The following is a 13,740-nucleotide window of genomic DNA, read 5'->3' on the forward strand; positions in this document are numbered from 1 at the left end:
CTGAGCCAGGATCAAACTCTCATAAAAAGTGTTTGAAACAATCTTGCGATTGTTAAGCTCAATTTTAAAAATTGACTTGCTAGCATATTGCTTGCTATGTTTCGTTTGTTTCTATTAAAAGAAACGCCCTACACATTTGGTTTGTTTTATTCGTTCAGTTTTCAAAGGTCTACATTGTTTGTTGCTTTGTTTCAGCAACTTTTATATCTTAACAGATTTAAAAGTTAATGTCAACAACTTTTTCGATTTTTTTCAATCTCAAAAGTTATTATTTAGTTTCCACTATATCAGCAACTTTTAAATCATATCAGGTCTTCAATCAAAAGTCAAGAACTTTCGTTTAAAAACTTTTTATAAAAAAACAAGTTAGCTTTTCTTTTTGTTCAAGCGACTTTATAAAAATACCACAAGTTTCAACATCCGTCAATAATTATTTTTAATTTTTTTCGAGATGTTTTTTCTCTTGGGAACAGATAATAATATAGCAATTTTAAAGCTATAATGCAACTATTTTTTATATATTTTTTTATCTTTTTTATTTTTCGAACGTTTAATTATTTATCTGAAATAACGTTCGATTTTAAAACAAAAATAACGTTATCTTCTCAAAAAATAAATTTTAATTTTCGCATAAAAAAACAGTTGAGAAGTTACTCAACTGTTTCTTCTTCTACCATTGGAATAAAAATTCTGAAAATTGTTCCTTTTCCAACTGCACTTTCCACAGAGATATTTCCCTTATAGCTCTCTAAAAGTTTATGTGCAATTGATAAGCCTAGTCCATTTCCACCCTTCGTTCGAGCGCGAGCTTTATCTACACGATAAAATCGATTAAATACTTTATCTATATCTTCATCTGGTATTCCTTCACCAAAATCTTGAATCGCAATTTCAAACTTATTCAATGTTGAAGAAACTGAAATGTGAACTTCTTTTCTATCAGTAGAATATTTTACTGCATTATCTAAAATAATAATCAAAATTTGTTCTAAGTGATTTCGATAAATTTTTAGGATCTTTTCACCATCAAGGTCATCATCCAAAGTGAACGTAAATTCCGGATATAAAATTTTAAAGTTATTGAACACTTGATAGGTTACTTCCTTAGCTTTTGCTGTTTCATTACCATAATAAACATCCACTTGTTCTGCACGTGATAAATCTAGCATTTCTTGCACTAGGCTCTTCATACGGACGAGCTCTTGTAAACTTGCTTGGATGGATTCATCTAAAATTTCTGGATCATCTTTGCCCCAGCGGTTCAACATGTTTAGATGGCCCTCTATCACTGCTACAGGAGTCCTAAGCTCATGAGAAACATCTTCAACAAACTGTTCTTGTTGTTCAATATACATCCTTATACGGTCAATGACATCATTAAAAATGACTGCTAAATCTGATAACTCGTCATTTGTTGTAATTTCTGGCACGTGCACTTCTGCTTGAGGATCTTTCCGAATGATTTCCATTGTATCTCTCAATACTTTTACTGGTTTCAAGAAATATGAAGATAAAATAAAGCCTAAAAAGCTACTTAACAATAGAGAGACAATTTCTAAAATGATTAATGTAAGTAGTAATCTACTGCGCATTTCATAAAAATCTGATAACTCATAAAAAATTTGCGCATAGCCTATTTTTTCTCTCGTTTTTTTGGAATAGATGGGTTCGACTGATAAAAAACCACTCTTTTCATCTACTGTAACGATTGTCGGACTCTTATGTTTTGTCTGTATCAATGGCTGATATTCATTTTGAGTCTTGAATATCAGTTTCTTATCCAGGTTGTAAATATCTAACGAAAGAGGACGTTGGCCTAGTTCTGAAATAAAATCATCAATCCGCATCATATTACCTTCTAGCGTCATATTCTGATCATATAATGCACTCTCTTGGCCAGTGGACTCAGTCAATGTTCGATAAGTGTTTACTAACGTCAGCTCTTCATCGGCATTTGATAGACGCGAAGTAACTTCTGAGATCGTCCGTTCAACATTCTTTCGTTCTTTTGTTACTATTAAATTCACTGAAGATTTATACGTAATAACTGCAAAGATAGTAAATACTACGAATATAAAGAAAGAACTTGTAAAGGCCCACTTGATGGTAAGTGAGGGCCCCTTCAGTTCTCTTTGTTTCTTTATAAATTTTCTCATGAGCGCATAACGTAACCAGTACCGCGGACAGTTTGAATATAGCTGTCTTCACCCGGTACATCAATTTTATTACGCAAGTAACGGATATATACATCCACTACATTTGTTTCTACTTCAGTTTCATAACCCCATACTTTATTTAGTAAAACATCACGTGCTAACACGACATTTACATTTTCCATAAGAGTTAATAGTAATTCATATTCACGTTTTGTTAATTCAATAATTTCATTACCACGACGAACAACACGATTTTCTTTTTCAATTGTTAAGTCACGGTAAGTAATCGTTGTTTGTTTTGCAACGTTTTTATCGCCCTCGATATCAATACGACGAAGTAAGGCACGTAAACGAGCTAATAATTCTTCGATAGCAAATGGTTTGACGATGTAATCGTCAGCACCATGATCCAACCCTGAAACACGATCGATCACAGAATCACGTGCTGTCATCATGATAATTGGTGTATTTTTCACTTGACGAACACGACGACAAACTTCTAACCCGTTCAATTCAGGTAACATCAAGTCTAATAAGATGGCATCCCAATCGCTTTCAAGTGCTGCTTCAAGTCCAGTTCTGCCGTTATAATGAACTTCGGTATCATAGCCTTCATGTTTCAATTCTAATTCGACGAAACGAGCTAAGTTTTTCTCATCTTCAATGATCAGAATATTACTCATTTTTTTAGTTCCTTTCCTGGTTAAATTTCATTAAACCTATACTATTATAGGGCTAAAAACACTAAAAAGCTACATTTAATTGTATAGACCTATTATAATTAACATTTTTATTCTTCGTCATACCAGCTGTAATGATATGTTCCTTCTTTATCAGTACGTTCATACGTATGTGCACCAAAGTAATCTCTTTGCGCTTGAATCAAGTTTGCTGGTAAACGTTCTGCGCGATAAGAATCATAATAAGTAATAGCAGATGAGAATGTTGGTACAGGAACACCCGCTTGAACCGCAATTGCTACTACTTCACGTACAGCTTGCTGATACTTAGCTGTCACTTCTTGGAAGTAACTATCTAACATCAAGTTTGCTAAATCTGGATCTTTTTCATACGCATCAGTAATCTTTTGTAAGAAACCTGCACGAATAATACAGCCTGCTCGCCAAATTTTAGCAATTTCGCCAAACGGTAATGACCAACCAAATTCTTTTGAAGCCGCACGTAATTCAGAGAACCCTTGAGCGTAACTCATGATTTTACTGAAATAAAGAGCCTCACGAATTTTTTCGATCAAATCTTTTTTATCACCATCGTATTCGTAAGGAGCTGGTCCTGTAAGGACTTTGCTAGCAGCAACACGTTCTTCTTTGTATGCTGAGATAAAGCGGGCAAAAACGGATTCAGTGATCAATGGTAGTGGTACACCAAGATCTAATGCGCTTTGAGAAGTCCATTTACCTGTTCCTTTGTTTCCAGCAGCATCTTTGATGACATCAACAATTGCGTGATCTGTTCCTTCATCATCTTTACGCGTTAAAATATCTGCAGTGATTTCAATTAGATAGCTATCTAATTCCCCTTTATTCCATTCAGCAAATACTTCAGCCATTTCATCAACTGAAAGGCCTAATAAACGATGCATTAAATCATAAGACTCAGCAATTAATTGCATATCTCCATATTCAATACCGTTATGAACCATTTTTACATAATGTCCAGCACCATTAGCACCAATATAAGTAACACATGGTTCGCCATCTTCAGCTTTGGCAGCAATTTGTTCAAAAATAGGAGCAACTAAATCATAAGCTTCTTTTTGACCACCAGGCATCATTGAAGGGCCTTCCAATGCACCCTTTTCACCACCTGAAACGCCAGTACCAATGAAATTGATTCCTGAATTTGCTAATTGTTCGTTACGACGAATCGTATCTTTAAAGAATGTGTTTCCGCCATCAATCAAAATATCCCCTTTGTCTAAATGAGGTAACAATGATTGAATCGTTGCATCTGTTGCAGGACCAGCTTGGACCATCAACATGATACGACGAGGTTTTTCAATTGCTTGAACAAACTCTTCGATTGAAAAAGTTGCTTTTAAGTTACGTTCTGGATGTTCTGCTACTACGGCTTCAGTTTTTGAACCTGTTCTATTGTATAAAGCTACAGAATATCCACGGCTTTCAATATTTAGGGCTAGGTTTTTCCCCATTACTGCCATACCTACGACACCAAATTGTTGTTTTGACATAAGAATCCTCCTATTTCAAGTAGATAACGATTGCCATTTCGTTAGAGAACAATCTTCTCTACTTTACATGTACTATTCCATTATGCATATCTTCATCTAATAAATGGACGAATCAATGATCTCTTCGTCTGTTCTGTTATGCAAAAGATGTTTAAAATGCATGATATGTTTACCTTTCTCATTATATCCTAAGAAAGTAAGAATGGAAAACGAATTGTGTTTTTTCTAAGAAAAAAACCTCAAGACTCCATGGTTAGTCTTGAGGTTTTAGCTTCTCTATTAAAAAGTGCTTATGCTTCTTTAGACATAACATCTTTTCCATCGTAGTAGCCACAGTTGCCACATACGTGATGGCTCTTCTTCATTTCGCCACAGTTAGGACATTCGTTTAATCCTTTGATGGTTAATTTGTAGTGAGTACGACGTTTGTTCTTTTTAGCTTTTGATGTTTTTCTAGCTGGTACTGCCATTGGGTGTTACACCTCCTTATAAAATGAAGTATCATTACTGATACATTTTATTCCAATCTTACTCGTTATCCTCTGATTCATTGAATAATTCAGACAATTTTGCAAGACGAGGATCAATTGTTTCAGCAGATTCTTTTTTTTGCAAGTATTCTTCTTCGCTCACGACTACCCAATCGTTACCTTTTGGTAAGTCTTTTGATTGAAGCTCTTCTTCAGAAAACACTTGCAACGGAATCGCTAATAATATGTTATCTTCGATAGAATCTGTTAAGTCGATCGTATCATTGTCTATGACAAGGATCTCTTCGTCTCGTTCATCTTCTAGAGAAGACCATTGCTCCCGTGTCATGAATACTTCATCTACTGATAGATCAAGTGGTAGATCAACTGGTTCCAAGGAACGTGCTGAAGGAACAGTTACAACAGTTTTCAAACGGTAATGTAAAATATATTCATTTTTCCCAACGGACAAGATACCTTCAACAGCAACAGGTGCTACTGCTAAAACTTCATTATCACGATGAATCAACGTTTCATTTACATCAATCGTTTCTGAAAAATTTAATGCTTCTTCTTTATAGCGGCGTAATTCGCCAATCGACCATTTCATTATTCATCACCTCTAAGCAACAATCGCTATTATACAGGTGTAAAAAAACTTTGTCAATGAAATTTTCTTGACACCTATAAAAAACGCTCGTCTGCATTTATCTATTTTATTTAGTGTAAATACTCATAAAAAAAGCGAACCAATAAATTGGTCCGCTTCGCAACAGTCTAAGATTTAGATAGCTGTTGTTTGTCCACGGTAAACAATGCCACGACGAGAGTCGACAGTCACTAATTCGCCATCAACAACAGTTGAAGTTGCATCTTTTGCTCCAACGATTACTGGGATATCTTGAGCGATACCAACAACAGCAGCGTGTGAAGTTAATCCACCTTCTTCAACGATCAAAGCAGCAGCTTTTTCGATTGCAGGCATATATTCTTTATCAGTTGTTGGAACAACTAGAACCATACCATCTTGAGCTTTTTTGATTGCTTCTTCAGCTGAACTTGCAACAACTGCATGTGCAACAACTGAAGATTCGCCGATTCCTTGTGCTTCCAATAATTTAGAACCGATCATTTGAACTTTCATTACGTTTGTAGTTCCACGTTCACCAACTGGTACACCAGCAGTGATCAAGATTAAGTCGCCTTCTTCAGCAAAACCTAATTCTACAGCTTTTTGAGCAGCTAAGTCGAACATTTCATCAGTTGTTGAAGGTTTTTCAGCAACTGTTGGGTATACACCCCAGTTAACCATTAAGCTACGTTTTGTATGTTCGTCAAATGTTACAGCTAAAATGTCAGCATCTGGACGGTATTTAGAGATCATACGTGCAGTGTGGCCTGATTCAGTAGCAGCAACGATTGTTTTAACACCTAAGTTTTTAGCAGCGCGAGCTACAGATAAACCGATTGTTTCAGTTACGTTTGTTTTGTCAAATTCGTTGATTTGGAATGAACCTAATTCGTTCAATGCTGCTTCAGCTTCCATATCGATACGAGCCATTGTGCCAACAGCTTCAACTGGGTATTTACCATTTGCAGATTCACCAGAAAGCATTGTAGCATCAGTTCCGTCAAATACAGCATTGGCAACGTCAGATGCTTCCGCACGTGTTGGACGTGGGTTTTCTTGCATTGATTCTAACATTTGAGTAGCTGTGATAACTGGTTTACCAGCAAAGTTACATTTTTTGATGATACGTTTTTGAACCATAGGTACTAGTTCAGGCGCGATTTCAACACCCATGTCACCACGAGCGATCATGATACCATCAGAAACTTTGATGATTTCGTCGATATTATCGATACCTTCTTGAGATTCGATTTTAGGGAAGATTTGAACGTGAGTCATGTTCTTTTCTTCTAAGATTTCACGAATGTCTAGAACGTCTTGCGCTTTACGTACAAAACTTGCAGCGATAAAGTTAATGTCGTTATCTAAACCAAAACGGATATCGTCAGCATCTTTTTCAGTGATACCAGGTAAGTTGATTGAGATACCAGGTGCATTAACACCTTTACGAGAACCCAACATACCAGCATTTTTAACTAACATGATTAATTCACGGTTAGCAGCGTCTTTTTCAACGATTTCCATGTCGATAAGACCATCATCGAATAAGATGTGTCCGCCGATGTGAGCATCGTCGAATAGACCTGGGTAAGTTACAGCGATTTTTTCTTTTGTTCCTTTAAGTTCAGAATCCATTGAGATGCGAGTTTTGTCGCCTACGTTGAATTCGATATATCCAGCACGACCATAGTCAGCTTCAGTAGTATCTTGAACAGTAGTACGGATTTCAGCTCCCTTTGTATCTAAAAGAATACCAACGTCTTTACCAGTTTTTTCTACTGCTTCACGAACCATTTGCATACGAGTTAATTGTTCTTCATGGTCTCCGTGAGAGAAGTTGAAACGGAAGACGTTAGCACCAGCTTCAATTAATTGAGAAATTAATTCAACAGTATTACTTGCTGGTCCTAATGTACTAACGATTTTAGTTTTTTTCATTGCGTAAACGCTCCATTCTTGGTTGTTTATAATATATAGTATTCAACTATTATTAACGAGATTAAAATGAGATTTGGTTATTTAAGTCATATAATGATAAATCAGGTTTGTGTTTGTTGTTTTCTAAAGTTTCAACGATATCAGAAGCAATAACTTTATTGTCTTCCATACCAATACACAATCCGCCTTTACCTTCTAACAATAAATCTACGGCATATGAACCGAATTTACTTGCTAATACACGGTCACGAGCGCTTGGAGAACCACCACGAACAACGTGTCCTAGAACACTTACACGTGTATGGAAATCGCCGTATTCAGCTAATTTATCAGCGAATTCATTTCCGCCCATAACACCTTCAGCTAAAATGATTAGACAATGTTTTTTGCCACGATCACGGCCTGCTTGGATTTTTTTCGCAATTTTTTCAATGTCGAAGTCATGTTCAGGAATGACGATTTCGTCAGCTCCACCAGCAACACCAGACCACAAAGCGATATCGCCTGCGTTACGTCCCATTACTTCGATAACAAATGTACGGACATGTGAAGTTGCAGTATCACGGATACGGTCAACAGATTCAAGGACTGTATTGATAGCAGTATCAAAACCAACGGTAAAGTCAGTTCCTGGAATATCATTATCGATTGTTCCTGGGATACCTACAGCTGGATAGCCATGTTTCGTTAAAGCTAATGCGCCATGGTAAGAACCGTCGCCACCGATAACAACTAAGCCTTCAATACCGAATTTTTTCAATTGTTCGATCCCTTTTAATTGACCTTCTTCAGTAGCAAATTCTGGGTAACGAGCTGAATATAAGAAAGTTCCGCCTCGTTGGATTTTATCACCAACATCGGCAACATCTAAACGACGGATGTCTCCAGCAACTAGTCCGGCGAAACCATAATTGATACCATATACTTCCATGCCTTCGAAGATCGCTTTACGAACGACCGCGCGAACAGCAGCGTTCATTCCAGGAGCGTCTCCTCCACTTGTTAAAATTCCAATGCGTTTCATTTTCTCACCTCATAAATATTATCAAAAACATACATTGCTTAATTCATGGTACATTCTACCAAAAAACATCCCAAAAGTCTTGGGATGTCCACGCTAAAAGCTTATATTTTGAAAAAAGTTTTTGAAAGTTACAAGAAATCATCTTATTACGACATTTTGTTCCCCTAATATGTCACGTAAAGCAGCTATTAAGGAGTCATTAACCCCTATCCAAAACTTTTTAGCCAACACAATCTTTCGCTGATTTTTTTCATAATAGATAATTACCGGAACATTTCCAGGTGATAATTTGATTTGATCAGCGATTTCTCGTTCAATAGCAGTTGACTCTTTTTCAGCTTTGACACGTAAATACAATGTTTGATCACTGATTGCCTTTTCTGCTGTTTGTGCTAACTCAATTTCTTCTACTAATAATTGAATCGTTTGATCATAGCGACTGCGTTCAACTTTTCCTTGTACCACATACACCTGTTCTACCACTAATAAATTACGGACTCGGCGATACATTTGCGGAAAAATCGTTAAGGAAACCTCACCGCTTTGATCATTTCCAGTCAAGAAAGCCATTTGTTCACCTTTTTTTGTCCGTATTTCGCGAATATCCTTTAAATAGAAGAGAATTTTAGCTTGGCTGCCTACAACTAATTCAGTAATCGCTTGAAGATCTTTTTGTTTCAATAGTTTAGGATAATTCTCTGTCGGGTGCCCCGATACATAGAGCCCTAAATACTGTTCTTCATAATCAAGCCGTTCAGCTAATGAAAAATCAGCACTTGCTCGTTCTTTAAGACTCATTACATCCAGCAGGGACATACTTCCGCCGCTATATTGCACATTTTGAATCTTCCCTTCCAAACCATCAGATAATTCTTTTCGGTTAGGATGTAATTCATCAAAGGCTCCTACTAAAATCAACGGTGCCAGATATTCGTTTTTCAACCAACGTGATTCGATGCGTAATAAAAATTGATCGAGTGATTGGAAAGATCCATTTTCTTTGCGTGCCTTTACGATATCACTGACAAAATCTCGTCGCATCCCTTTAATAGCATCTAATCCAAAACGAATCACATTTTTTTCTACTAATGTAAAACTGTACCCGCTCCGATTGATATCAGGAGCCAATAGTTTTACTCCTGCTCGATTAGCTTCAGCAATATATTCTCTTAATTTTTTAGGATCGTTACGAACTGACTGCATCAATGCTGTATATAAAGCACCTGGATAATGAACTTTTAAATAGGCTAATTGATACGCTACAAAAGTATAGGCCACGGCATGAGATCGATTGAATCCATAATTTGCAAAACGCTCAATATAGTCGTATACCTCTTCCGCACTTTTTTGACTGTGTCCATGAGCTAAGGCGCCTTCAACAAAATGTTTTCTTTCCTCATCTAAAAGTTCCTTTTTCTTTTTGCTGACTGCTCTACGTAAAATATCCGCCTCGCCTAAACTAAAACCAGCCATCTCAGATGCCACTTGCATAATCTGTTCTTGATACACAATGATACCGTACGTCGGTGCCAAGATTGATTCAACGGAAGGATCAGGATAAACCACTTTTTCTTTCCCATTCCTTCGAGCGATAAAGTGATCGATATTTTGCATTGGACCTGGACGATAAAGTGCATTAACAGCAATAATATCTTCTATTGTTGTTGGGTGAAGTTTTCGTAAGACATTTCGGATACCTGCGGATTCAAATTGAAAGACACCGCTTGTTTCACCTCTTTGGAATAGTGCTAACGTCTCTGGATCATCTAACGGAATATCTCTCAATATTAAATCCTCTTGATAAACACGTTGAATATTTTGTAATGTATTGTCTATGATCGATAAATTTCTTAATCCTAGGAAATCCATCTTTAATAATCCGATCGTCTCGACATCGGTCATCGTAAATTGAGTCAGCAATATATCTTCTGATCCATTTTGCAAGGGAACGATGTTCATTAAGTCTACATCGCTGATCACTACTCCACCCGCATGAGTCGATACATGACGAGGCAGACCTTCTAAGTCCAATGCTGTCTCAAATAATAATTTACTGCGTTCATCATAGGCCACCAATTGTTTCAACGATTCTGATTTTTCATAGGCGGCCTTTAAAGTGATCTTTAACTGATTCGGAATCGCTTTTGACCAACGGTTGGCCTCGCTTTGAGACAGTCCGAAGACCCGACCAACATCACGAAGCACCATTTTAGCAGCCATCGTTCCAAAGGTGGCAATTTGCGAAACATGAAAGTGGCCGTATTTCTCATGAACATAATGTAAAACTTGATTACGCCGATTGTCAGGAATATCTAAATCAATATCAGGCATGCTATTTCGTTCAGGATTCAAAAACCGTTCAAACAATAAATTATAGGCAATAGGATCGACATCAGTAATATTAAGCACATAGGCCACCAGCGAACCCGCAGCCGAACCTCGGCCAGCACCTGAAACGATTTTACTGCGATGAACGTAATCCATCACATCCCAAACAATCAAGAAATAGTCATCAAATCCCATATGATGAATGATTTCCAATTCTCGTTCTAACCGTTGACGATAAACTTCTGTCACTTCGAAAACACGCTCAGGAAGTTTTCCCCAACAAAGTTTTTGCAAATACTCTTTAGCAGATTGCTCGGTTGGTACTGGGTAATGCGGTAATAATTTTTGGTGCAACGGAAGTTCAAAATGGCATTCGTTAACAAATTTTTCAGCATTTACTAAAGCTTCCGGATCATCAAAACGCTCAATCAGTTCCTGCATATCAAGTAAATAATGCTCTCCAGATTGCGCAATCAATTCTTCTCGGGGAATTTGAGTTCCAGCTTGAATATGACTCATCACGTTAACCGAGAAAGCCTGAGATTTTTCTAAATAAGCTACTTCATGCAAAGCAACTTTAGAACAACTGACTGGCAAATTACTAAGCTTCGTCTCAGGTGTGATCCCTAAATAAAAATCCGTTTGAAACAGTTCTTGAAATTCATTTATAAGCGGTTCGAGTGCTTCTTTGATTGAGTCTACGGGCAAAACAACCAATAAGTTATCTTGTTTGATTTGATATTCGCTGATTTTTTGAGGCTTTTCTGCCATCATTCGAGTACTCGATAAACGCATGAGTTCTTGATAGCCTGCTACATTTTTTGCATAGAGCAATACCGTTTCAGTTGATTCAATCGAAATAAAATCTAATTCTAATCCAATGATCGGTGTTAATTGATTTTTTTGACACGCTTGAAAAAATTCTACCGCACCGTATAAAACATTTTTATCTGTAATAGCAATTGCTGAATACCCACGGGCTTTTGCTGTTTCTACATATTCCTTGATCGTTAAGGTACTATTTAATAATGAATAGGAAGTTTTTGTATAAAGTTGTGGTAGTTGCATAAGGTCCTCCTACTTCGTCTATCTATCAGTATTTTTTCTATTTAATCAGTATTCATTGCTATCATTCTTTTAGCGTTCAATTAATGTAAATAGGTACTAGACTTTTCTTTACATTTTCAAAAAAAATGCTAAACTAAACCTAAATGTTACTGTGAAAAGAGGTGCTCTTGATGAAATATCTAGTCACACTATTTTGGGCTTTCGCAATTGGACAAGCCGTTTGTTATCTAGGCGGTGCCTTGCAAAGTGCTTCTTATAATTTTGAAATGTCTACTATCATTTCACTCATTGTTGGCGTGATCGCAATTATTACTGCTCGTTTCGTCTCACCAAAAAAAGTAAAAGCATAAAGAAAACCAGTTACTTAATTGTAACTGGTTTTTTATATATTTCAAATTAATCGCAAAACTTTTATCAAATTTCGTTTTGATGATAATAATTTGCTAAAAATTCTTTGGTTCGTTCTTGTTTAGGGTGTTCAAAAACTTCTTGCGCTGTTCCTGCTTCAATGATTTTTCCATGCTCTAGAAACAGGACACGATCCGCAACTTTCCTAACAAAATTCATCTCATGAGAAACTAGCAACATCGTAAAACCATCCTTTGCCGCCTGTTGGATCGTTGCCAATACACCACCGACTAATTCAGGATCTAGTGCAGAAGTTGGTTCGTCTAACAACAATAACTCTGGCTGCATCGCTAGTGCGCGAGCAATTGCGACTCGTTGTTGTTGGCCGCCAGAAAGATGTTTGGGATAATAATCTGCTCTTTCTAATAAGCCCACCTTTTCCAACTGGCTTTCTGCCATTTTACGTGCTTGGTCGACTGGTATTTTTTTTACAACAACCAACCCTTCCATAACATTTTCCAATGCTGTTTTTTGGCGAAACAGATTAAATGATTGAAATACCATAGCGGTTTGCTTTCTTAGTTGAATGATCTGTTCTTTTTTTGCCGCTGCAATTTCTAATGAAAACTCATCGATCGTAATCCGACCGGTATCTGCTTTTTCTAGAAAATTAAGTGTACGCAAAAGTGTTGATTTACCTGCCCCAGACGAGCCAATCAGCGCGACCACTTCTCCGGATTGAATCTCAAAGGAAAGATCATTCAATACTTGATTGCTTTGAAAAGATTTAGATAAATGTTCGATTTGGATCATAACCAATCACCTGACCTTTTTGATCGTAAAACTACTTCATCGGGCACCGCAATTTTTTTCTCGATCAATCGAATCAGCTGTTCGATGATAATTGTTACTACCCAGTAAATCAATGCTAACGCTAGATAGACTTCAAAATAGCGAAAATTAGAGCCTGCTAAAATTTTTGCTTGAGCAGTCATCTCGACTACAGCACAAACAAAGGCCAAAGAAGTTCCTTTTAACAAACCTATCAATGTATTTCCCAAAGTTGGCAAAGCGACCACGAATGCTTCAGGTAAGATCACGCGTTTCATTACTTGACCGTAAGTCATCCCTAAAGATTGTGCGGCTTCGATTTGGCCTTTATCTACTGATAACAAGGCTGCACGTAAACTTTCCGAATTATAGCCGGCTTCATTGAGACTGAAAGTGACTAAGACAAACAGCAGTGCTGGAACATTGTTGACATTTAAGTCAGTCCCATGATGAAGATTGTAGTATTTTAACAATAATGGAATGCCAGTATAGCTTAAATACAGTTGGACGATCAGTGGTGTTCCACGAACAAAAGAAACGAAGATCGTCGTTAGTTGAGACAAGACCGGAACCCTATTTATTTTGATGATTGCTAATAACAAGCCTAAAACAAGCCCTAAAAACATCGACAAGACCGTGATCTGCAATGTCATCGGCAAAAATTTTATAAGTTCTGCGATGGCATCAAAAACATAATTAACATCAAAAATTTTACCCAAAAAAACTGCCTCGCT

General features: G+C 36.9%; 11 protein-coding genes. 1 reads left to right on the plus strand and 10 read right to left on the minus strand.

What is annotated here, in order from left to right; genetic code table 11:
• Nucleotides 1-650: 650 nt before the first annotated feature.
• The 8 genes from ACKTSC_RS10960 to dnaE all read right to left on the minus strand — a co-directional run bounded on the left by ACKTSC_RS10960 (nt 651) and on the right by dnaE (nt 11,827).
• Nucleotides 651-2,156, minus strand: a complete 1,506-nt coding sequence (locus tag ACKTSC_RS10960; protein ID WP_407856395.1) for a HAMP domain-containing sensor histidine kinase — start codon at nt 2,154-2,156, stop codon at nt 651-653.
• Nucleotides 2,153-2,839 (minus strand): response regulator transcription factor, encoded by a 687-nt coding sequence (locus ACKTSC_RS10965; RefSeq protein ID WP_010740068.1) that lies wholly within the window; start codon nt 2,837-2,839, stop codon nt 2,153-2,155. Before ACKTSC_RS10965 ends, ACKTSC_RS10960 begins: the two co-directional genes overlap by 4 nt.
• A 107-nt stretch (nt 2,840-2,946) precedes the next feature.
• Nucleotides 2,947-4,368, minus strand: coding sequence for an NADP-dependent phosphogluconate dehydrogenase (gene gndA, locus ACKTSC_RS10970; protein WP_407857610.1), 1,422 nt, complete (start codon nt 4,366-4,368; stop codon nt 2,947-2,949).
• Between the two features lie 290 nt (nt 4,369-4,658).
• A complete protein-coding gene (gene rpmF / locus ACKTSC_RS10975; protein WP_071858614.1) occupies nt 4,659-4,838 on the minus strand; it encodes a 50S ribosomal protein L32 in 180 nt (59 codons plus the stop codon).
• Between the two features lie 58 nt (nt 4,839-4,896).
• Nucleotides 4,897-5,448 carry a YceD family protein gene (locus ACKTSC_RS10980; RefSeq protein ID WP_407856396.1) on the minus strand — a complete coding sequence of 184 codons (552 nt, stop codon included), beginning with the start codon at nt 5,446-5,448 and terminating at the stop codon, nt 4,897-4,899.
• Between the two features lie 174 nt (nt 5,449-5,622).
• On the minus strand, nt 5,623-7,407 hold the full coding sequence (gene pyk / locus ACKTSC_RS10985) for a pyruvate kinase (RefSeq protein ID WP_332654268.1): 1,785 nt from the start codon (nt 7,405-7,407) through the stop codon (nt 5,623-5,625).
• 61 nt (nt 7,408-7,468) lie between these two features.
• Nucleotides 7,469-8,431: a 6-phosphofructokinase gene (pfkA, locus tag ACKTSC_RS10990; RefSeq protein WP_332581487.1), complete on the minus strand. Its 963-nt coding sequence runs from the start codon at nt 8,429-8,431 to the stop codon at nt 7,469-7,471.
• Nucleotides 8,432-8,569: 138 nt separating this feature from the next.
• Nucleotides 8,570-11,827, minus strand: coding sequence for a DNA polymerase III subunit alpha (dnaE, locus tag ACKTSC_RS10995; protein WP_407857611.1), 3,258 nt, complete (start codon nt 11,825-11,827; stop codon nt 8,570-8,572).
• A 170-nt stretch (nt 11,828-11,997) separates the two neighbouring features.
• Here dnaE and ACKTSC_RS11000 point away from each other — a divergent pair, with 170 nt between their 5' ends.
• Nucleotides 11,998-12,177 (plus strand): YjzD family protein, encoded by a 180-nt coding sequence (locus tag ACKTSC_RS11000; RefSeq protein WP_332581489.1) that lies wholly within the window; start codon nt 11,998-12,000, stop codon nt 12,175-12,177.
• 64 nt (nt 12,178-12,241) lie between these two features.
• Here ACKTSC_RS11000 and ACKTSC_RS11005 read toward each other — a convergent pair whose 3' ends face one another.
• Entirely contained in the window at nt 12,242-12,988 is a 747-nt protein-coding gene (locus ACKTSC_RS11005; RefSeq protein ID WP_407856398.1) for an amino acid ABC transporter ATP-binding protein, read from the minus strand.
• The gene (locus ACKTSC_RS11010; RefSeq protein WP_407857612.1) at nt 12,985-13,725 is read right to left on the minus strand and encodes an amino acid ABC transporter permease; all 741 of its coding nucleotides are present in this window, start codon (nt 13,723-13,725) and stop codon (nt 12,985-12,987) included. The genes ACKTSC_RS11005 and ACKTSC_RS11010 overlap by 4 nt, the downstream gene beginning before the upstream one ends.
• Between the last annotated feature and the right edge of the window lie 15 nt (nt 13,726-13,740).

Origin of the sequence: Enterococcus hailinensis, from assembly GCF_045862035.1 — a bacterium.
GTDB lineage: Bacteria > Bacillota > Bacilli > Lactobacillales > Enterococcaceae > Enterococcus_A > Enterococcus_A hailinensis.

Bases quoted from the DNA above. Each gene is read 5' to 3' on its own strand.
- rpmF (WP_071858614.1), bottom strand. From the start codon at position 4,838: ATGGCAGTACCAGCTAGAAAAACATCAAAAGCTAAAAAGAACAAACGT.
- ACKTSC_RS11005 (WP_407856398.1), bottom strand. From the start codon at position 12,988: ATGATCCAAATCGAACATTTATCTAAATCTTTTCAAAGCAATCAAGTA.
- dnaE (WP_407857611.1), bottom strand. From the start codon at position 11,827: ATGCAACTACCACAACTTTATACAAAAACTTCCTATTCATTATTAAAT.
- gndA (WP_407857610.1), bottom strand. From the start codon at position 4,368: ATGTCAAAACAACAATTTGGTGTCGTAGGTATGGCAGTAATGGGGAAA.
- pfkA (WP_332581487.1), bottom strand. From the start codon at position 8,431: ATGAAACGCATTGGAATTTTAACAAGTGGAGGAGACGCTCCTGGAATG.
- ACKTSC_RS11000 (WP_332581489.1), top strand. From the start codon at position 11,998: ATGAAATATCTAGTCACACTATTTTGGGCTTTCGCAATTGGACAAGCC.
- ACKTSC_RS10965 (WP_010740068.1), bottom strand. From the start codon at position 2,839: ATGAGTAATATTCTGATCATTGAAGATGAGAAAAACTTAGCTCGTTTC.
- ACKTSC_RS10960 (WP_407856395.1), bottom strand. From the start codon at position 2,156: ATGAGAAAATTTATAAAGAAACAAAGAGAACTGAAGGGGCCCTCACTT.
- ACKTSC_RS10980 (WP_407856396.1), bottom strand. From the start codon at position 5,448: ATGAAATGGTCGATTGGCGAATTACGCCGCTATAAAGAAGAAGCATTA.
- pyk (WP_332654268.1), bottom strand. From the start codon at position 7,407: ATGAAAAAAACTAAAATCGTTAGTACATTAGGACCAGCAAGTAATACT.